The organism is Paracidovorax wautersii, assembly GCF_900113035.1.
GTDB classification, from domain to species: Bacteria; Pseudomonadota; Gammaproteobacteria; order Burkholderiales; family Burkholderiaceae_C; genus Paracidovorax; species Paracidovorax wautersii.
This window is the reverse complement of record NZ_FONX01000004.1, coordinates 37364-57969: the sequence shown is the minus strand read 5'-3', so window position 1 is coordinate 57969 and position 20606 is coordinate 37364. Positions and strand designations below refer to the sequence as shown.

The 20606-nt window shown below is 70.0% G+C and carries 15 protein-coding genes and 2 tRNA genes; 11 read left to right on the top strand and 6 right to left on the bottom strand.

The features are described 5' to 3' along the window. Positions 1-12: 12 nt before the first annotated feature. The gene (egtD, locus tag BM070_RS07255) at positions 13-930 is read right to left on the bottom strand and encodes an L-histidine N(alpha)-methyltransferase (RefSeq protein WP_092939000.1); all 918 of its coding nucleotides are present in this window, start codon (positions 928-930) and stop codon (positions 13-15) included. 237 nt (positions 931-1167) lie between these two features. Between egtD and BM070_RS07250 the strand changes: the two genes are divergently transcribed. Beyond that, entirely contained in the window at positions 1168-2199 is a 1032-nt protein-coding gene (locus BM070_RS07250; protein ID WP_092938999.1) for a metal-dependent hydrolase, read from the top strand. A gap of 133 nt (positions 2200-2332) precedes the next feature. On the opposite strand, the gene BM070_RS07245 is transcribed toward BM070_RS07250, so the two are convergent. Both BM070_RS07245 and BM070_RS07240 read right to left on the bottom strand, forming a co-directional pair. Beyond that, positions 2333-2950: an OmpW/AlkL family protein gene (locus BM070_RS07245; protein ID WP_092938998.1), complete on the bottom strand. Its 618-nt coding sequence runs from the start codon at positions 2948-2950 to the stop codon at positions 2333-2335. Between the two features lie 177 nt (positions 2951-3127). Next, positions 3128-4150 (bottom strand): DUF808 domain-containing protein, encoded by a 1023-nt coding sequence (locus BM070_RS07240; RefSeq protein ID WP_092938997.1) that lies wholly within the window; start codon positions 4148-4150, stop codon positions 3128-3130. Between the two features lie 209 nt (positions 4151-4359). Here BM070_RS07240 and BM070_RS07235 point away from each other — a divergent pair, with 209 nt between their 5' ends. Next, positions 4360-6150 (top strand): sensor domain-containing phosphodiesterase, encoded by a 1791-nt coding sequence (locus tag BM070_RS07235; protein ID WP_092938996.1) that lies wholly within the window; start codon positions 4360-4362, stop codon positions 6148-6150. Positions 6151-6291: 141 nt separating this feature from the next. On the opposite strand, the gene purL is transcribed toward BM070_RS07235, so the two are convergent. After that, the gene (gene purL / locus BM070_RS07230) at positions 6292-10302 is read right to left on the bottom strand and encodes a phosphoribosylformylglycinamidine synthase (protein WP_092938995.1); all 4011 of its coding nucleotides are present in this window, start codon (positions 10300-10302) and stop codon (positions 6292-6294) included. Between the two features lie 170 nt (positions 10303-10472). On the opposite strand from purL, the gene map reads away from it, so the two are divergent. Together map and BM070_RS07220 are read left to right on the top strand one after the other, a co-directional pair. Continuing rightward, a complete protein-coding gene (gene map, locus BM070_RS07225) occupies positions 10473-11288 on the top strand; it encodes a type I methionyl aminopeptidase (RefSeq protein ID WP_092938994.1) in 816 nt (271 codons plus the stop codon). A 104-nt stretch (positions 11289-11392) separates the two neighbouring features. Continuing rightward, the gene (locus BM070_RS07220; RefSeq protein ID WP_092938993.1) at positions 11393-14056 is read left to right on the top strand and encodes a [protein-PII] uridylyltransferase; all 2664 of its coding nucleotides are present in this window, start codon (positions 11393-11395) and stop codon (positions 14054-14056) included. An 86-nt stretch (positions 14057-14142) separates the two neighbouring features. Here the strand turns inward: BM070_RS07220 and def are convergent, their stop codons facing one another. Continuing rightward, complete coding sequence (def, locus tag BM070_RS07215) at positions 14143-14682, bottom strand: peptide deformylase (protein WP_092938992.1); 540 nt, start codon at positions 14680-14682, stop codon at positions 14143-14145. A gap of 168 nt (positions 14683-14850) precedes the next feature. Between def and BM070_RS07210 the strand changes: the two genes are divergently transcribed. The 5 genes from BM070_RS07210 to BM070_RS07185 all read left to right on the top strand — a co-directional run bounded on the left by BM070_RS07210 (position 14851) and on the right by BM070_RS07185 (position 18828). Further along, entirely contained in the window at positions 14851-15285 is a 435-nt protein-coding gene (locus tag BM070_RS07210; protein WP_092938991.1) for a YbaN family protein, read from the top strand. 63 nt (positions 15286-15348) lie between these two features. Continuing rightward, a tRNA-Asn gene (locus BM070_RS07205) sits at positions 15349-15424 on the top strand. A gap of 70 nt (positions 15425-15494) precedes the next feature. Then, positions 15495-15570, top strand: a tRNA-Asn gene (locus tag BM070_RS07200). 610 nt (positions 15571-16180) lie between these two features. After that, the gene (locus tag BM070_RS07190; RefSeq protein ID WP_092938989.1) at positions 16181-17782 is read left to right on the top strand and encodes a GMC oxidoreductase; all 1602 of its coding nucleotides are present in this window, start codon (positions 16181-16183) and stop codon (positions 17780-17782) included. 134 nt (positions 17783-17916) lie between these two features. After that, on the top strand, positions 17917-18828 hold the full coding sequence (locus tag BM070_RS07185; RefSeq protein ID WP_092938988.1) for a M23 family metallopeptidase: 912 nt from the start codon (positions 17917-17919) through the stop codon (positions 18826-18828). 154 nt (positions 18829-18982) lie between these two features. On the opposite strand, the gene BM070_RS24760 is transcribed toward BM070_RS07185, so the two are convergent. Then, positions 18983-19141: a hypothetical protein gene (locus BM070_RS24760; RefSeq protein ID WP_175518450.1), complete on the bottom strand. Its 159-nt coding sequence runs from the start codon at positions 19139-19141 to the stop codon at positions 18983-18985. On the opposite strand from BM070_RS24760, the gene BM070_RS07180 reads away from it, so the two are divergent. Together BM070_RS07180 and BM070_RS07175 are read left to right on the top strand one after the other, a co-directional pair. Beyond that, positions 19134-19754 carry a pseudouridine synthase gene (locus BM070_RS07180; protein WP_092938987.1) on the top strand — a complete coding sequence of 207 codons (621 nt, stop codon included), beginning with the start codon at positions 19134-19136 and terminating at the stop codon, positions 19752-19754. The two genes, BM070_RS24760 and BM070_RS07180, sit on opposite strands and share 8 nt — an antisense overlap. Positions 19755-20125: 371 nt before the next feature. Continuing rightward, complete coding sequence (locus BM070_RS07175) at positions 20126-20566, top strand: thermonuclease family protein (protein WP_092938986.1); 441 nt, start codon at positions 20126-20128, stop codon at positions 20564-20566. The last annotated feature ends 40 nt before the right edge of the window (positions 20567-20606 follow it).

The following is a 20606-nucleotide window of genomic DNA, read 5'->3' as shown; positions in this document are numbered from 1 at the left end:
GCATGCCGCCGCTCAGGGCCGGGCATGCACCATGGCGTACCAGCCCTGCGCGTCCGTCCACGCCTGCATGCGCGAAAAGCCCGCGCTGGCCAGCAGCGCGGAGAAGCTGGGCAGCGTGTACTTGTAGCTGTTCTCGGTGTGGATGCGCTCGCCCGGCGCGAAGTCGCGCTCGCCGCCCGGCCAGTTCACGCGGATCGGCGCGCGGGCTTCCAGGTGCATCTCAATGCGCGAGGCGCCGTCGTTGAAGAAGGCCCGGTGCAGCCAGCCTTCGGGCGTGAAGTCGCTGCCGATGAGTCGGTTTACATGGGCCAGCACGTTCAGGTTGAAGGCGGCGGTGACGCCGGCCGCGTCGTCGTAGGCGGCCTCCAGCACCTCCACGTCCTTGCGCAGGTCCACGCCGACCAGCAGGCCGCCGTCGGCATCCACCAGCGAACGCAGGTTCGCCAGCAGCTGCCGCGCCTGGAGCGGGTCGAAGTTGCCGATGGACGAGCCCGGGTAGAACACCAGGCGCTTCGCGCGAGGGATGTCCAGCGGCAGCACGATGGGCCGGGTGATGTCGCCGGCAACCGCCTGCGCCTGCAGGCCGGGCATGGCCGCACCCAGACGGGCCACGCCTTCGCGCAGGAAGTCTGCCGAGATGTCCAGGCCCACGAAGCGCTCGGGCCGCAGCAGCTCGCAGAGCCGGCGCGCCTTCTCGCAGTTGCCGGCGCCGGGCTCGATCACGGTGGAACAGGTGGCAATGGCACGCGCGATCTCCTCGCCGTGCGTCTGCATCAGCGCGGACTCGGTGCGGGTGGGGTAGTACTCCGGCAGGCGCGTGATCTCCTCGAACAGGCGCGAGCCGCGCTGGTCGTAGAAATACTTGGGCGAAATGCTTGCGGGGTGGCGCGCCAGCCCCTGGATGATGTCGAGATGCAAGGGGTAGTGCATGGTGGCAGGAGCTGGTTGCGGCAGGCGGGCCTGCGGTATGCGGCGGCGCGCAAGTCACCGGGCCGCCACGGATGAATCATCAGTGCAGAGGGACCAAGCCCACGCCGCCCGAGAATTGCAGAGTGGCCGTGCCGCAGCTGTAGGACGGGCCCGCGAACCGCCCGCGCGTGGCGCCCAAAGCACGAATGGCGAGCCATGGCACGCGGGCGCGCCGCAGCCCTCTGGTATGTTGGCCGCATGGATTCACTCACGCAGATCGCCCTGGGCTCGGCCGTATCGATCGCCGCCCTGGGGCGCCGCACCGCCGTGTGGAAGGCGGCCCTCTGGGGCGCGGTCGCCGGCACGCTGCCCGACCTGGACACCTTCATCGACCACGGCGACGCCATCGCCAACATGGTGCTGCACCGCGCCGAAAGCCATTCCCTGCTCTACCTGAGCCTGCTCTCGCTGCCGCTGGGCGGCCTGGTGGCGCGGCTGCACGGCGAGACGGCCCTCTGGCGCCGCTGGTGGCTGGCGATGTGGCTGGCGCTGGTCACCCACCCCCTGCTGGACTGGATGACGGTCTATGGCACGCAGCTGCTGCGGCCCTTCGACGACACGCCGCTGGGCGTGGGCAGCATCTTCATCATCGATCCGCTCTACACCCTGCCGCTGCTGGCCGGCGTGCTGCTGGCGCTGCTGCTGCGCGGCGGCCGGGGGCTGCGCTGGAACGGCTGGGCGCTGGGCGTGAGCACCGCCTACCTGGCCTGGAGCTTCGCGGCGCAGCAGTCCGTGGCCGGCGTGGCGCGCACGGCCCTGGCCGCACGCGGCGTGCAGGCCGAGCGGGTGCTGTTGACGCCCACGCCGCTCAACACCCTGCTCTGGCGCGTGGTGGCCGTCACGCCCACGCAGTACCTCGAAGGCTTCTACGCCCTGGCCGACGGCGGCCGGCCGATGCAGTGGACCGAGCACCCGCGCGGGGCCGAGCTGATCGCCCGCTACGGCCAGCACCCGCAGGTGCAGCGCGTGGCCCATTTCAGCCGGGGCTTCTGGCGGCTCTGGCAGGACGATGCGGGCCACATCCACGTGACCGACCTGCGCATGGGGCAGGAGCCGGCCTACAGCTTCGACTTCGACCTGGGGCCGGCCGCTGCCGTGGCCCAGGGCGGCGGCAGCGTGGTGCAGCAGCCCATGCGCATCGACGTGGCCACCGCCCTGCCCGCGCTGGGGCGGCGCCTGCTCGGCCATGGCGGCGGCAGCGGGCCCTTCGGCGCGCAGCCCGCGCCCTGAACTTCAAGGCATTTTGGCCGCTGGCGCGCTCCCTGCCTGCGCAATCAGCTATATTTTCGATAGCAAAAGAAAAAGGCCGGCGCAGGGGCCGGCCTCGTTGTCTGCCTCCACCGCCCGCAGGCGGCGGCGCGCGTCAGAAGCGCCAGCCCAGGCCCACGCCGGCCAGCACCGGATTGATCTTGAGCGTGCCGACCTTGTTGCCGGCCGAGAACACGTCGGTCTCGATGAACACCTTCTTCACGTCGAAGTTCAGGTAGAGGTTCTTGGACAGGGGAATGTCCACGCCCACCTGCAGCGCGGCGCCCCAGCTGCTCTTGTCGATGGTGGGGCTGAGCGCGGCCTGCACGGCCGGGTTGAAGCGCACGCTGGAAAAGCGTGTGTAGTTGATGCCGGCGCCCACGTAGGGCTTGAAGCCGTTGAACTGGGTGAAGTGGTACTGCGCCAGCAGGGCCGGCGGCAGGTGCTTGAGCGTGCCGATCTTGCCCAGGCCGTCGGCGCGGATGTCCTGCTTCTGCGGCACGGTCAGGATCAGTTCGGCCGCGATGTTGGGGCTGAAGAAGTAGGTGAAGTCCACCTCGGGCAGCACCTTGTCGTTGATCGACAGGCCCAGGCCCGTGGAATCCTTGTTCACGCTGTCCAGATGCACGGCGCGCGCACGCACCATCCAGCGGCCTTCGGCAGCGTCTTGCGCGAATGCGGCGCTCGAAGCCAGGGAACACAGAACGGCCAGGGCCAGCCAGGTTTTTTTCATACGGAACTCGTTGCGGTTGACCGGGGACGACCCCCGTGAACGCATTGGGCCCCTGCGGCGGCACGCCCGCCTTGCCGCACATCAAATCGGCGCACCCTGCCCCGGCGCGCACCGGGCGAATCCATGATCCAGCGCAAACTTCGGCGCAACCTCTCGTCCGAATGCGCCGTGCCGCCGTCAGTGCTTCGCGGTCTGCCCGCCGCCCCGCAGGCGCTGCACGCCGCTGACCACCCCCAGCACGATGGCACCCGCCACGACGCCCACCAGCGCGTTGAGCACGTGGCTGGCCAGGAAGGCCCACACGCCGCCCGCAGCGCCCTGCTCCAGGCCGGCCGCCCAGCCCTCGATGGCATGGGCAAGCGCCGGCACGCCATGCACCAAGATGCCGCCGCCCACCAGGAACATGGCGGCCGTGCCCGCGACCGACAGGCCCTTCATCAGCCAGGGCGCCGCCGCCACGATGCCGCGCCCCACGGCCTGCGCCGCGCTGCTGGCCTTGCGGCTGAGCCAGAGGCCCAGGTCGTCGAGCTTGACGATGCCGGCCACCACGCCATAGACGCCCAGCGTCATCACCACGGCGATGCCGACCATGACCGCCACCTGCGTCATGAACGGCGCGCCGCTGACCGTGCCCAGGGTGATGGCGATGATCTCGGCCGACAGGATGAAGTCGGTCCGCACAGCGCCCTTGACCTTCTGCTTCTCGAACGCGGCGATGTCCGTGGGCCCCGCGCCTGCGGCCGGTATGGCGGGCGCGGCCGGCGCAGGCGCGCTCTCGGCCTTCGCCGCGTCCTTCTCGGGCTCGCCGCGGTGCAGGAACTTGTGGGCCAGCTTCTCGAAGCCCTCATAGCAGAGGAAGGCGCCGCCCACCATCAAGAGCGGCGTGACGGCCCAGGGCGCGAAGGCGCTGATGAGCAGCGCCGCGGGCACCAGGATGGCCTTGTTCACCAGCGAGCCCTTGGCCACAGCCCACACCACGGGCAGCTCGCGGTCGGCGCGCACGCCGGTCACCTGCTGGGCGTTGAGCGCCAGATCGTCGCCCAGCACGCCGGCCGTCTTCTGCGCGGCGACCTTGGTCATGACGGACACATCATCGGCCATGGCCACGCTCTTGCGCGCCGCCACCTTGGTCATCAGGGCCACGTCGTCGAGCACGGTGGCGATATCGTCAAGCAGGGTGATGAGGCTGGCACCGGCCATGGCTACGCTCCGAAAGAAAGGGAAAGAGCCCGGGATTGTGAAGGCCCTTCCGGATAGCCTCTGACTGCCTGTCCCCCGAGTCCTTGCAGGACAAAACCCTGCGTGCGGGGGGACAATCGGAGGGCCGATGCACTTCGTCACGCTAGGTTACATTGCAAGCATGAACGGGGGCTCTTGGTCGTCTCCGTGCCATTCCCATCCCCTTTTCTATGTCCAACTCCAGATATTCTGAAGCGGAGCGACTTGCCACACTGAGGGCCACGGGCCTGCTGGACTCCCCGCCCTCGGAGGAGTTCGACCGCATCACACGGCTGGTCTGCAAGACCTTCGATGCGCCGATGGCCATCATCGGCTTCATCGACGCGGACCGTCAGTGGTTCAAGTCCGAGATCGGCATGGGCGTGCGCGAGACCTGCCGCGAGGATGCGTTCTGCAACCACACCATCCGCCAGCAAGGCGTGATGGTGGTGGAAGACTCGCTCAAGGACCCCCGCTTCGCCAACAACCCGCTGGTCACCGGCGCACCGCACATCCGCTTCTATGCGGGCGCGCCGCTGCGCCTGCTCAACGGCCACACCCTGGGCGCGCTGTGCGTGCTCGACCACCGCCCCCGCCACTTCAGCGACGAGGATGTCCGCCAGCTGACGGACCTGGCGGCCATGGTGGTCACGCAGATCAACCTGCAGTGCTCGCTCGCGCGGCTGGACGAAGCCACCCTGCTGCCCAACCGCAACCAGCTGCTGGCCGACCTGGCGGGCCTGTGCGTGAGCGAGCCCGGCGGCGAGCGCACGCTGGCGCTGGTGGAGCTGATGTCCACCGAGGTGCTGATGGACGTGCGGCGCGCCGTGGGCACGGATTCGATCGAGCGGCTCTACCACCAGGCCGGCCGCCAGATCGCCCAGTGGGTGGGCGACACCACGCGCGTGTACCGCACCGATTCCAGCCATCTGGCGCTGGTGCTCAAGGGCAGTCCCGCCACGGAGACCCGCGCCTTCGCGGAGACGCTGCTCTCCAGCCTCGACCAGACCCTGATGGACCTGGGCGACGGCAAGCACCCCGTCATCCACCAGCGCCGGCGCATCGGCCTGGTGCCGCTCAGGCTGGAGCCGGCAGACGCGGGCGACGCGCTGCGGCGCGCCAGCGTGGCGCTGTTCCATGCCAGCGGGGCCATCGACGACATCACCGTCTATGACGCCGCGGCCGACGTGCGCCATCAGCACGCCTACGAACTGCTGGCCCGCGTGCCCCGCGCGCTGGAAGCGGGCGAATTCCGGCTGGTCTATCAGCCCCAGTTCGAGCGCGCCTCCATGCAATACACCAGCGTCGAAGCCCTGCTGCGCTGGGACCACCCGATGCTGGGCCCCGTGTCGCCGGGCGACTTCATCCCGCTGCTGGAAAAGACCACCTACATCCAGCCGGTGACGCACTGGGTGATGGACACGGCCCTCGCGCAGATCCGCGCCTGGGAGGACGAAGGCGTGCGCGTGAACGTCGCGATCAACGTCTCGCCGCGCAACCTGGAGCAGCCCGGCTTCATGGACCGGCTGCGCGCCAGCTGCGAGCGCCACGGCCTGGAGCCCTCGCGCCTGGAGATCGAGTGCACCGAGAACGCCGTGCTGACCGAAGGCCCCACGCTGGACGCGGTGCGCGCCCTGCGGGCCCTGGGCGTGCGCGTGGCGCTGGACGACTTCGGCACCGGCTACTGCAACTTCGGCTGCCTCTACGGCCTGCAGGCCGAGGTGCTCAAGCTCGACCAATCGCTGATCCGCCCCATCGGCACCGACGCCCGCGCACTCGACGTGGTGCGCGCCATGGTGCATCTGGGCCACACGCTGGGCTACCGCCTGCTGGCCGAAGGGGTGGAGACGGCCGAGGTGTTCGACCAGCTGCTGGAGATCGGCTGCGACCAGGCCCAGGGCTACTACCTGAGCCGGCCCCAGCCGCCGGTCGAAGCCTTCGACTTCATCCGGCGCTGGAACGGCCTGATGGCGCCGAACTGAGCACCCTCAGGCAAGCGCTGCGCAGCCCGTGGCAGGGCCGGCAGCAGGTGCCGCACAGAACCGGCGCACAGCGGCCACAGCGCCGCACGCACGGCCCTTCGTGCGTGAGCGCCAGGGCCCTGCCGGCCCCGGGGCGGGCGATCAGCCCACCCAGCGGCGGGCGTTGCGCCAGATGCGCAGCCAGGGGCTGGCCGCGCTCACGTCGCCGCTGGTCCAGCTCATCTGCACGTTGCGGAACACGCGCTCGGGGTGCGGCATCATGGCCGTGAAGCGGCCGTCGGCCGTGGTCACGGCGGTGAGGCCGCCCGCGCTGCCGTTGGGGTTCAGCGGGTACTGCTCGGTGGCCGCGCCGTGGTGGTCCACGAAGCGCATCGCGGCGATGGCCTGGGCCGCGTTGCCGCGGCGGCTGAAATTGGCATAGCCCTCGCCGTGCGCCACGGCGATCGGCAGGCGGCTGCCCGCCATGCCGGCGAAGAACAGGCTGGGCGATTCCAGCACTTCCACCTGCGAGAGGCGCGCCTCGAAGCGCTCGCTCTGGTTGGTGGTGAAGCGCGGCCAGGCTTCGGCGCCCGGGATGATGTCGGCCAGCTCGGCGAACATCTGGCAGCCGTTGCACACGCCCAGGCCGAAGGTGTCGCCCCGGCCGAAGAAGCCCTGGAACTGCGCCGACAGGCGATCGTTGAAGGTGATGGAGCGTGCCCAGCCGATGCCGGCGCCCAGCGTGTCGCCGTAGCTGAAGCCGCCGCAGGCGACCACGCCCTGGAAGGCGGCGAGGTCGGCCCGGCCCGATTGCAGATCGGTCATGTGGACGTCGAAGGCCTCGAAGCCAGCTTCGGTGAAGGCGTAGGCCATTTCCACATGCGAATTGACGCCCTGCTCGCGCAGGATGGCGACCTTGGGACGGGCCAGGTTCAGGAACGGCGCGGCCACGTCCTCGGCCGGGTCGAAGGTCAGCGCCACGTGCAGGCCCGGGTCGGCGGCCTCGCCGGCGGCGGCATGCTCGGCATCGGCGCAGGCGGGGTTGTCGCGCTGCTGGCAGATCTTCCAGCTCACCGCGTCCCAGACCTGGTGCAGGTCGGACAGCGTGGCGCTGAACACGTTCTTGGCATCGCGCCAGACCTGCAGCTCGCCCTTGCCCACGTCCATGGCGGACGACTGCGGGCGGGTCTTGCCCACGAAGTGGCTGAACCTGGAGAGGCCGTGCTCGCGCAGGGTCTGCATGACCTCGTTGCGCTCGGCCGTGCGCACCTGCAGCACCACGCCCAGCTCTTCGTTGAACAGGGCCTTGAGCGTCAGCTCTTCGCGGCGCGCGCTCACCTGCTGCGCCCAGTTCTTGGCGTCGCCGGTTTCCATGCGGCTGTCGCTGATGCCGTCGCCTTCGGTGACGAGCAGATCGACGTTGAGCGCCACGCCCACATGGCCGGCGAAGGCCATCTCGGCCACGGCCGCCAGCAGGCCGCCGTCGCTGCGGTCGTGGTAGGCCAGGATGCGGCCCTGCGCGCGCAGCGCGTTCACGGCGTTCACCAGGTTGACCAGATCCTTCGCATCGTCGAGGTCAGGGGCGGCGTCGCCGCTCTGGCCCAGCACCTGGCCCAGGATGGAGCCGCCCATGCGGTTCTGGCCCCGGCCCAGGTCCACCAGCACCAGGGTGGTGTCGTCTTCGGTGGCGTTCAGCTGCGGCGTGAGGGTGCCGCGCACGTCGGCCAGCGTGGCGAAGGCGCTCACGATCAGGCTGACGGGCGAGGTGACTTTCCGGGCGGCGCCGGATTCGTCCTTCCACTGCGTGCGCATGGACAGGCTGTCCTTGCCCACCGGAATGCTGATGCCCAGCTGCGGGCACAGCTCCATGCCCACGGCCTTGACGGTGGCGTAGAGGTCGGCGTCTTCGCCGGGCTCGCCGCAGGCGGCCATCCAGTTGGCCGAGAGCTTCACGCGCGGCAGATCGATGGGCGCGGCCAGCAGGTTGGTGATGGCTTCGGCCACGGCCATGCGGCCCGAGGCGGGCGCGTCGATGGCGGCGAGCGGCGTGCGCTCGCCCATGCTCATCGCCTCGCCGGCGAAGCCACGATAGTCGGCCAGCGTCACGGCGCAGTCCGCCACCGGCACCTGCCAGGGGCCGACCATCTGGTCGCGGTGCGAGAGGCCGCCCACCGTGCGGTCGCCGATGGTGATGAGGAAGCGCTTGGAGGCCACCGTGGGGTGGGCCAGCACGTCGATCACGGCCTTTTGCAGCGGCACGCCGGTGAGGTCGATGGGGGCGAGTTCGCGGCGCACGGTCTTCACGTCGCGGTGCATCTTGGGCGGCTTGCCCAGCAGCACTTCCATGGGCATGTCGACCGGGAACTTCTGGTCGCCCGCCCCCACGGCCGTGTCTTCCAGCACCAGCTGGCGCTGCTCGGTCGCGGTGCCGATCACGGCGAAGGGGCAGCGCTCGCGTTCGCAGAAGGCGCGGAACTGCTCCAGCGATTCGGGCGCGATGGCCAGCACGTAGCGTTCCTGGCTTTCGTTGGACCAGATTTCCTTGGGCGCCAGGCCGGATTCCTCCAGCTGCACGGCGCGCAGGTCGAAACGCGCGCCCCGGCCGGCGTCGTTGGTCAGCTCGGGGAAGGCATTGGAGAGGCCGCCCGCGCCCACGTCGTGGATGGCGAGGATGGGGTTGGCCGCGCCTTGCGCCCAGCAGTGGTTGATGACCTCCTGCGCGCGGCGCTCGATCTCGGGGTTGCCGCGCTGCACGGAGTCGAAGTCCAGCTCGGCCGCGTTGGCGCCGGTGGCCATTGAGCTGGCGGCGCCGCCGCCCATGCCGATGCGCATGCCCGGGCCGCCCAGCTGGATCAGCAGCGCGCCGGCGGGGAATTCGATCTTCTGCGTCAGGCCCGCGTCGATGATGCCCAGGCCGCCCGCGATCATGATGGGCTTGTGGTAGCCGCGATCGACGCCGCCCACGGTCTGCTCGTATTCGCGGAAGTAGCCCAGCAGGTTGGGCCGGCCGAATTCGTTGTTGAAGGCCGCGCCGCCCAGCGGGCCCTCGACCATGATCTGCAGCGGGCTGGCGATGTGCTCGGGCTTGCCGAACTCGCCGCCCCAGAGCTTGGAGACGGTGAAGCCCGTCATGCCCGCCTTGGGCTTGGAGCCCCGGCCCGTGGCGCCCTCGTCGCGGATCTCGCCGCCCGCGCCGGTCGATGCGCCCGGGAAGGGCGAGATCGCCGTGGGGTGGTTGTGGGTTTCCACCTTCATCAGCACGTGGTTCAGGGCGCTACTCTTTTCATAGCTGCTCACGCCCGCCGTGCCTGCGCTGGCGGGCATCTTGGCGATGAAGCGCTCGACCTGGGAGCCTTCCATGACCGAGGCGTTGTCCGAATACGCCACCACCGTGTGCTGGGGCGCCAGCTGGTGAGTGTTGCGGATCATGGCGAAGAGGCTCTTGTCCTGTGCCTGGCCGTCGATGGTGAACTGCGCGTTGAAGATCTTGTGGCGGCAGTGCTCGCTGTTGGCCTGCGCGAACATCATCAGCTCCACGTCGGTGGGGTTGCGCGCCAGGCCCTTGAAGGCGTTGACCAGGTAGTCGATCTCGTCGTCCGCCAGGGCCAGGCCCCATTGCGTGTTGGCGGCTTCGAGCGCGGCGCGGCCGCCGCCCAGCACATCGACGAACTCCATGGGCGCGGCGGGCAGCTCGGTGAAGAGCGCGGCGGCGCCGGCCAGATCGGGCACCACCGATTCGGTCATGCGGTCGTGCAGCAGCGCGGCGATCTGCTGCAGCTGCTCGGGCGACAGCTCGGGCGTGCCGCCCAGCAGGCCGGACTTGAGCAGCAGGCGGTATTCGGTCACGCGCTCGACGCGGCGGATCGCCAGGCCGCAGTTGCGTGCGATGTCGGTGGCCTTGGAGGCCCAGGGCGAGACGGTGCCCAGGCGCGGGGTGACGATGATGGTCGGGCCGTCGGCCGGGCCGGCGTAGGCGTCGCCGTAGGTCAGCAGCGCGGCCAGGCGGCCGCGCTCGGCCGGCGTGGGCGCGGTGTCGGTGGCCACCAGATGCACGAAACGCGCTGCAATGCCGGTGATCTTGGGGTGGATGGCCTGGAGGGCGGGCTGCAGTTGCTGGGCGCGGAAGGTGCTGAGAGCGTTGCCGCCCTCCAGCTGGGTCATGTGCAAGGTCACGGTGGCGGCCTGTGTGATGGGGGAAGGGGGTGCAAGAAGGCGTCGGTCGGCGGCCGCTGAATGGGGCCGGTGGGCCGGATGCCTTCGGGAAACCCGGCATTTTAACGGTGCCGCGAGGGCGGAGACCGCGGCAACGGCAAGCGCGGGGGCCGGGTGGGATAATTGCCCCCATGAGCATCACCATCAAAGACGCGGCCGGCATCGCCGGCATGCGAGAGGCCTGCCGCCTGGCCTCCGAAGTGCTGGACTACATCACGCCCCACATCCGCCCCGGCATCACCACGGCCGAGATCGATCGCCTGGGTGCGGAGTGCATGGCCAGCCAGGGCACGGTATCGGCCACCATCGGCTACCAGCCACCGGGCTACCCGCCCTACCCGGGCCACCTCTGCACCTCGGTCAACCACGTGGTCTGCCACGGCATCCCGAACGACAAGCCGCTCAAGAAAGGCGACATCGTCAACGTCGATGTCACCGTCATCACCAAGGACGGCTGGTTCGGCGACAACAGCCGCATGTACCTGATCGGCGAATGCTCCATCGCCGCCAAGCGGCTGTGCAGCCTGACCTTCGAAGCCATGTGGCTGGGCATCCAGCAGGTCAAGCCCGGCGCGCGCCTGGGCGACGTGGGCCATGCGATCCAGAAGTTCGCCGAAGGCCATGGCCTGTCGGTGGTGCGCGAGTTCTGCGGCCATGGCATCGGCCAGAAGTTCCACGAAGAGCCCCAGGTGCTGCACTACGGCCGCCCCGGCACGCTCGAAGAGCTGGTGCCCGGCATGATCTTCACCATCGAGCCCATGCTGAACGCCGGCCGCCGCGAGATCAAGGAACTGGGCAACGATGGCTGGACCATCATCACCAAGGACCGCAGCCTCTCCGCGCAGTGGGAACACACCGTGCTGGTGACCGAGACCGGCTACGAGGTGATGACGCTGTCGGCCGGCTCGCCGCCGCTGCCCAGCTTCGTCACGGCCACCAAGACCTGATCCGGCCGCCCCGGGCCACCGGCACGCAGCCCACGGCACGGGCGGTCTCGTATGGAATTTGCTTGACCGCCTGACCGCGCACACCCCTCACCTCCTGCACGCCCATGCCCGCCCCAGCCGCCCTCACGACCGCCCCCTCGCCCGCCGCCGACCTGCCCCAGCTGCGCGACGCCTATCGCCAGGACAAGGCGGCCCTGCTCGCCACGCTGCGCGAAGGCGGCAGCACCACGACGCGCAACATCCGCGGGCTGCTGCACAAGCTCTCCTCGCTGGCCGACGGCCTGCTGGAACGCCTCTGGCAGCGCGCAGGCCTGCCGCATGAGATGGCGCTGGTGGCGGTGGGCGGCTACGGGCGCGCGCAGCTTTTTCCCGCCTCCGACGTGGACGTGCTGGTGCTGCTGCCCGACGGCCTGTGCCCGGACCGCGGCGAGAGCGAGCACGAGTGCGCCGAGGCGCGCCAGCTGCGCGCCGCGCTCGAATCCTTCATCGGCAGCTGCTGGGATGCGGGCCTGGAGATCGGCTCCAGCGTGCGCACCGTGGCCGAATGCCTGAGCGAAGCGGCCGGCGACGTGACGGTGCAGACCTCGCTGCTGGAATCGCGCCTCATCTGCGGCCACGCCGCGCTCTTCACCGAATTCCGCCGCCGCTACCTGGCGCAGATGGACCCGTCCGCCTTCCTCGTCGCCAAGACGCTGGAGATGCAGCAGCGCCACACCAAGTACGAGAACACGCCCTACGCGCTGGAGCCCAACTGCAAGGAATCGCCCGGCGGCCTGCGCGACCTGCAGATGATCACCTGGGTGGCCCGCGCGGCCGGCCTGGGCAGCACCTGGCGCGAACTGGCCGCCAGCGGCCTGGCCACGCCCTTCGAGGTGCGCCAGATCGAGCGCAACGAGGCGCTGCTCTTTCTCATCCGCGCCCGCCTGCACCTGCTGGCCGGCCGGCATGAAGACCGGCTGGTGTTCGACCTGCAGACCGCCGTGGCCGAATCCTTCGGCTACCGCACCACCTCGCCCGACGGCAAGCGCCTGGCCATGCGCGCCAGCGAGACGCTGATGCGCCGCTACTACTGGGCGGCCAAGGCCGTGTCGCAGCTCAGCCAGATCCTGCTGCTCAACATCGAGGAGCGGCTCTCGCCCTCCACGCACGAGCTGCGGCCCATCAACGAGCGCTTCTACGAAAAGGCCGGCCTCATCGAGGTGGCGAGCGACGACCTCTACCAGCGCGAGCCGCACGCCATCCTGGAGACCTTCCTGCTCTACGAGACCACGGGCGGGCTGAAGGATCTTTCGGTGCGCACCCTGCGCGCGCTCTACAACGCCCGCGGCGTGATGGACGGGCGCTTCCGCCGCGACCCGGTCAACCGCGCCACCTTCATGCAGATCATGAAGCAGCCCGCCGGCATCACGCATGCCATGCGGCTGATGAACCAGACCTCGGTGCTGGGCCGCTACCTCTGGCCCTTCCGCCGCATCGTGGGGCAGATGCAGCACGACCTGTTCCACGTCTATACGGTGGACCAGCACATCCTGATGGTGCTGCGCAACGTGCGCCGCTTCTTCATGCCCGAGCACGCGCACGAATACCCGGGCTGCTCGCAGCTCGCGGGCGGCTGGGACAAGCCCTGGCTGCTCTACCTGGCCGCGCTGTTCCACGACATCGGCAAGGGCCGGGGCGGCGACCACTCCCAGATCGGCGCGGAGGAAGTGCGCCACTTCTGCCGCCTGCACGACGTGGACAAGGCCGATGCCGAGCTGGTCGAATTCCTGGTGCGCGAGCACCTGGCCATGAGCCAGGTCGCGCAGAAGCAGGATCTCTCCGACCCCGACGTGATCGCCGCCTTCGCCCAGCGCGTGGGCAACGAGCGCAACCTCACCGCGCTCTACCTGCTCACCGTGGCCGACATCCGCGGCACCAGCCCCAAGGTGTGGAACGCCTGGAAGGGCAAGCTGCTGGAAGACCTCTATCGCGCCACGCTGCGCACCCTGGGCGGCCGCGCGCCCGATGCCGCGGCCGAGGTGGAGGCCCGCAAGCGCGAGGCGCTGGTGCTGCTGGCGCTCAGCGCCCAGCCCGCCGACGGCCACCTCAAGCTCTGGGACACGCTGGACGTGAGCTACTTCATGCGCCACGAGGCCGCCGACATCGCCTGGCACACGCGGCACCTGGCGCGGCTGGTGGGCTCCGAGCAGCCCGTGGTGCGCGCCCGCCAGTCGCTGGTGGGCGAAGGCCTGCAGGTGATGGTCTATGCGGCCGACCAGCCCGACCTGTTCGCGCGCATCTGCGGCTACTTCGACCGGGCGGGCTTCAGCATCCTCGACGCCCGCGTGCACACGGCGCGCAACGGCTTCGCGCTGGACACCTTCCAGGTCGTCGCATCGACCCAGGCGGGCCACTACCGCGAACTCACCCACATGGTCGAAAGCGATCTGCTGCGCACCATCGCCGAAGGCGGTGCGCTGCCCGAGCCGGCGCGCAAGCGCGTCTCGCGCCGGGTCAAGAGCTTTCCCGTGGCGCCGCGCGTCACGCTGCGGCCCGACGACAAGGCCCAGCGCTGGCTGATCTCGATCTCCGCCAGCGACCGGGCCGGCCTGCTCTATCTGGTGGCGCGGGTGCTGTCGCAGCACCAGCTCAGCGTGCAGCTCGCCAAGGTCAGCACGCTGGGCGAGCGGGTGGAAGACACCTTCCTGGTCCAGGGCAGCGAGCTGCAGAACAACGCCCGGCAGATCCGCATCGAGACCGAGCTGCTGCAGGCGCTGTCGGACGGCTGAGGCCAGCCCAGCCCCTTTGCTATTTATTCAATAGCGCAGTGCGCTCATAAAACAAGGGCCGGGGCCCTGTTCGGGCCTGATTGCGCTCAATCGTCCTCGGCCGCGTCGATCTCGGGAAACAGCACCTCGGTGTAGCCGAAGCGGCTGAAGTCGCGCACCCGCATCGGGTAGAGCTTGCCGATCAGGTGGTCGCACTCGTGCTGCACCACCCGCGCATGGAAGCCCTCGGCCACGCGGTCGATGGGCTGGCCTTCCGGGTCGAAGCCGGTGTAGCGGATGCGCGACCAGCGCGGCACCACGCCGCGCAGGCCGGGCACGGAAAGGCAGCCTTCCCAGTCTTCTTCCTCCTCATCGCCCAGCGGCGTGATGACCGGGTTGACCAGCGTGGTCTGCGGCACCAGCGGGCGGTCCGGGTAGCGCGGATTGCGCTGGTCCGAACCGAAGATCACCACCTGCAGATCGACGCCGATCTGCGGCGCCGCCAGGCCCGCGCCGTTCACCGCCCGCATGGTCTCGCGCAGGTCGCGCACGAGGGTGTGCAAGGCTTCGGTGCCGAAGGCGGTCACGGGCTGGGCGACGCGCAGGAGGCGCGGATCGCCCATCTTCAGGATGGTGTGGATGGTCATGGGGCAGGAATCGAATGAGACGAGACGAGACGAGACGGGACGAAACGGAACGGACCGGAAAACCGGGCTCCAGCGAAGCAGCGCGGCAGCATAAGGCAAGGCCGCCCCGGGCGTGGCGTGCGCGCCGGCAAGGGCCGGCCGGCGGCGCGGCGCAGGCACAATCCCGCCATGCCCGTTCCGCCCGCCTCGCCCGAAGAGCCGCCACTGCCCCCGCCCCCCGTGCATGCCCCTCTGCCGCTGCCCGTGCGCTGGCTGCTGCTGGCCTTCGCCGCGTGCAGCCTGACGCTGGGCGTGATCGGCATCTTCGTGCCCGGCCTGCCCACCACCGTCTTCGTGCTGATGGCCGGCTGGGCGGCCGCACGCAGTTCGCCGCGCCTGCACGCCTGGCTATGGCGGCACCCGCTCTTCGGATCGATGCTGCGCAACTGGGCCAACGGCGGCTGCGTGAGCCGCCGCGCCAAGTGGAGCGCCACGGCGCTGATGGGCCTGTGCGCCGTGGTGCTGGCCTTCAGCAGCGCGCCCCGCTGGGTGGCGGTGGGCGCCAGCGCCTGCATGGCGTGCGTGCTCGCCTGGCTGTGGTGCCGGCCCGAACCCACGGCCTGAAGCGATCGCAGATCGACGAAATCGCGATCGGCCTTTTTTTTGTGTATATAATCTAAGTCTTGTTCCTCGATAGCTCAGTCGGTAGAGCGCCGGACTGTTAATCCGTAGGTCCCTGGTTCGAGCCCAGGTCGAGGAGCCAAGCTTATTCAAGCTGCACCGTGCAATCGCATGCGGTGCATGCAGCGTTAGTTGTCAGTGATACCGAACATTCCTCGATAGCTCAGTCGGTAGAGCGCCGGACTGTTAATCCGTAGGTCCCTGGTTCGAGCCCAGGTCGAGGAGCCAACACAGGAAGCGTCGCAAGACCTTCCCTCCAAGCCCGACATGCCCCGCATGCCGGGCTTTTTCTTTGGCCGCGAGCCAGCGACAAGCTCTCGGCACCTGCCGCCTCGGCAGCCCCCTGCGCTCGGCCCGTACAGGCCAGCGCCCCTCCCCCATCACCAGCCCCGCCGGGCACCTCGCGGCCCGATCGCCGACGTCGCAGCACGCCCCAGGCAGAGCATCCACCGGCACTGAGAACGTGTTCACGATCTCCCAGGGGTCGCGCAGCGGTGTGGGCGGGATGGGATGCAAGGCGCGGTGCGCAGTGGATAGCACGGCTATCCACAAGCGCCGCAATGCCGCAGACCGCCCGCCCACACCGCTGCCCTTCGGGTTGGAGCGAAATCGGGCGATTGGAGGCCCCGGCTGCTTGCATGGGCATGAGCCCATGCGGCGCATCCGAAGCGTCCACTCATCCCGATTGCGCTCCAACGCGATCCCCTGCGAGATCGTGAACACGTTCTTAGGCTTGCGCGCCACGCCCTCGCATCGAGTGCTAACAAAGTGACACGGGTGGGTACAGAATGCGGCCTGCATTTTTCTAAACAGAACGCAGAGTCGATAGGGCTGATTAATGGACCGCAGAACCACCCTCAAGAGCCTGGGCTTGCTGGCCGCGGGCGCGCCGCTGGCAGCGCAGGCGAAATTGCCGCAGCGCGATTACTCGGGCATCGTGCCCGAGGTCTATGCGCCGGTGCCGCGCCCGCCGGCCTACACCGACACCATCATCATCGGCTCGGGCTTCGGCGGCGCCGTGTCGGCCCTGCGCCTGGCGCAGGCCGGCATCCAGACCACGGTGCTGGAGCGCGGCTTCCAATGGCCGCGCTCGCCCAGCCGCGACATCTTCACGCAGGACACGCTGCCCGACGGGCGCGGCTTCTGGTTCCGGGATGCGAGCAAGACGGTGTTCGGCCTGCCGGGCCTGCCCATCGATTCCTTCGGCGGGGTCATGGACGTGACGGAATACGACCACATCGACGTCTGGCGCAGCGCCTGCGTGGGCGGCGGTTCGGTGGTGTTCACCGGCGCCATGCCGCAGCCGCCGCGCGGCTATTTCGACGCCATCTTCGAAGGCCGCGTGAACTACGACGAGATGCACGCGCTGTACTACCCGCGCGTGCGGCAGATGCTGCGCCTGAGCCCCATGCCGGCCGACATCTACAACAGCGCGCCCTTCGGCCATTCGCGGCGCTGGGATGCCTCGGCCCGCCGCGCCGGCTACGCGCCGCGCCCGGTGGACGGCATCTGGAACTGGGACGTGGTGCGCGCCGAGCTGCGCGGCACCTCGCGCGCTTCCTGCACCGTGGGCCGCAGCAACCTGGGCAACAGCAACGGCGCGAAGTTCGACCTGAACCAGAACTACCTGCTGCAGGCCAAGGCGACGGGCAAGTCGCAGATCTACCCCGGCCATGAGGTGAAGGGCATCTATTTCGACGGCTCCCGCTACGTGGTGGACACTATCAAGCGCCACCCGAGCGGCGCGGTGCTGGACCGCTACACCATCACCGCGGACCGGCTCATCCTGGCGGCGGGATCGGTGGGCACGTCGGAGCTGCTGGTGCGTGCGCGCGCCAACGGCGACATGCGCAACCTGAACGAATTCGTGGGTGCCGGCTGGGGCACCAACGGCGACACGTCCACCTCGCGCAGCTTCGCGTTCTCCAGCGGCGCCACGCTGGGCGCGGCCTGCGCCTCCATGATCCAGGACACCGTGCAGGGCATGCCGGTGACCATGGAGAACTGGTATGCCCCGGGCGTGCCGATCAACATCGGCCTGGATGCCAGCCTGGGCATGGCGCTGGATCTGAAGAGCCGCGCGCGCTTCGTCCATGACGCCTCCACCGACCGCGTGAAGCTGATGTGGCCGGCCAACGGCAACGATGCGGCCATCGCGGCGACGCGCGAGATCAACAGCCGCATCGCCGCAGCCAACTTCAGCGTGCCGGGCGTGCCTTTCGTGGTCAAGGACGTGTTCGGCGGCTTCACGGCCCACCCGCTGGGCGGCGCGGTGCTGGGCAAGGCCACCGACAACTTCGGCAGGGTCCAGGGCTACAAGGGCCTCTACGTGATGGACGGTGCGGCCATTCCGGGCAGCACCGGCACGGTGAATCCGGCGCTGACCATCTCGGCACTGGCGGAACGCAACATCGCGGCGATCATCGCGGCGGGCGGCTGAGGACAGCGACGATCCTCCGGGGGTGTCGCCCCGTTCGGCCGGAGGCAGGCCGAGTCGCGGGGCACGGCCAGCCCGGGAATGCGAAGATCGCCCCTTTGCCTGATTAGCCTGATTCGCCCGTTCCGTCTTCGCCCATGCCCGCAGCCCCTTCGCACGCCACGCCCACCCCGCTTAGCCTCACGTCAGGCCACCGCCGCCACTGGCTGCAGCAGGCCGCAGCCTGCGCCGCCGCCAGCGCCCTGCCCGCCTGGGCGGCCGCCCCCGAAGGCCGGGTGCAGCCCACCGTCTGGCCGCGCGCGCTGGCCGTGCCGGGTGGCGTGGCGCGCCTGTCGCTGGGCCCGGCAGCCGAGCGGCCCGTGGCGCATGCGGACGGCGTTCCCGTGCTGGTGCTGGGCGATGCCATCGAATGGACGGCCATCGTGGGCATCCCGCTTTCGGCGCCGGTGGGCACGGCCCGCATCGCCGTGCGCAAGGCCGGCGCGCCGGAATATGCGCTGGAGTACGCCGTGGCGCCGCACCAGTACCGCGAACAGCGCCTGACGGTGGCGCCGCGCACCGTCGATCTCTCGCCCGAGGACAACGCCCGCTACGAGCGCGAACGCGATCACCAGCGGCAGGTGATGGCGGCCTTCTCCACCCCGCTCCCGCGCGCGCAGGACCTGCGCATGCAGGTGCCCGTGCCCGGACGCCGCTCCAGCTCGTTCGGGCTGCGGCGCGTATTCAACGGCCAGGCACGCAATCCGCACAGCGGCATGGACATCGCCGCGCCCGTGGGCACGCCCGTGGTGGCGCCGCTGCCGGGCAAGGTGATCGACACGGGCGACTATTTCTTCAACGGCGGCACGGTGTGGCTGGACCACGGCGGCGGCCTGCTGACCATGGCCTGCCACCTGAGCGGCATCGACGTGCGCGTGGGCGACGTGGTGGCCACCGGCCAGCCCTATTGCCGCGTGGGCGCCACCGGCCGCGTCACCGGCCCGCACCTGCACTGGGGCGTGATGCTCAACCGCACCATGGTCAATCCGGCGCTGTTCCTGCCGGCTTAGAACGCGCGGCTCACGGAGCCCTTCCGGCGTCGTTGCCGGCCCTGTATAGCCTTCGACGCGGCAGCTCGCCAGAGCCGCTTCACCGGGTTGTGTGAGCCGTTCCTGGCGGCTGGGCGCCATCGCCATCGCCCGCAGGATCGCCGTCACCACGCGCTCAGCGCAGCGCGCCCATGAAGCCGGTGATGATGACCGCGTTGAGCGCGGCTTCTACGCAGGGCCGCGCAGCGAGCCGCCACAATCCCCCTTTTGCCGGCGCCGAATCGAACCGACCACTGCGCCGCTCCATGCCCCGCGCCCCATCCACCATGTCCACGCTCCGCCTTGCCCGGCCCGCCGCCGCCCGCCCCGATGCCCGCCCCGACCGGCCGATGGCAGGCCCGCCCCGGCTGATCCGCTTCAACAAGCCCTACGGCGTGCTCAGCCAGTTCACGCCCGAGGGCCGCTGGCGCGGGCTCAAGGACTTCATTGACCTGCCAGGCGTCTATGTGGCCGGGCGCCTGGATGCCGACAGCGAGGGCCTGCTGCTCCTGACCAGCGACGGCCGGCTGCAGGCGCGCATCGCCGATCCGCGCTTCAAGATGGAAAAGACCTACTGGGTGCAGGTGGAGGACGAGCCGGACGACGCCGCCCTGGCCGCGCTGCGCGCCGGCGTGCAGCTGAACGACGGCCCCACCCTGCCCGCCCGCGCCGAGCGCATCGATGCGCCCCCCGGCCTCTGGGAGCGCGAGCCGCCCATCCGCGTGCGGCTGAACCGCCCCACGGCCTGGATCGCGCTCACCATCCGCGAAGGGCGCAACCGCCAGGTGCGGCGCATGACCGCTGCCGTGGGCCACCCCACGCTGCGGCTGGTGCGCGCGGCCATCGGCCCCTATACGCTGGACGGGCTGGCGCAGGGCCAGTGGGCGGAGCAGGCTTGCGTGCTCTGACCCGCCGCCCAACCGATTGCTCTCAATTTCATAGCTGCATACCCAGCTGCTACCTGGGCTACAGCCCCGAAAGCTCTGGATCACACCCGGCCCGCACGCCCCGCGCCACCGGGCGCCCACCGCCGTCTCCACGTATGTGACAACCGCGTGAAGTTATGCCCGCTGCCTGTGGGCCGAACTGTGGACAACTGGGGGGACAAAAGCCGCAAAGCCGCGCCAGTATTGGGCTCCAGCGGATTGCCCTTTTTTTGGGCAGCGCGTGCCCCCGGCGGCCGAACCATCGCGGCGCCGCCCCGCCTGCGGGTGGGCCGGGGCACCGGCGTATAGTGCTTCGGCCCCGTTCTCCGCCCCGTTTTCTGGACGCTGCAGCCTTGTCCGCCACCCTCGCCACCCTGTTCTGCCTGGTCGTTGCCGTCAGCGATGGCGACAGCCTCACCGTGCACTGCGGCACGGCCGGCCCCCAGGCCACGCAGCGCGTGCGCATCGTCTCCATCGACGCGCCCGAAAGCCGGCAGGCCTTCGGCCAGCGCTCGCGCCAGCACCTCGCAGCGCTCTGCCTGCGCCGAGAGGCCATGCTGCGAACCCAGGGGCACGACGCCTACGGCCGCCTGCTCGCGCACGTGCACTGCGGCGGGCAGGACGTGGCCGCGCAGCAGGTGGGCTCCGGGCTGGCCTGGGTCTATGCCCCGCTCGCCGGGCGCTATCCCGAACTGGCTGCGCTGCAGCGACAGGCCCGCGCCAGCCGCACGGGCCTGTGGTCGCAAAGGCGCCCGCAGGCGCCCTGGGAGTACCGCCGCCGCCATCCGCGCTGACACGGTGATGCACTGAGGCGCTGAGGCGAAGATTCCGCCC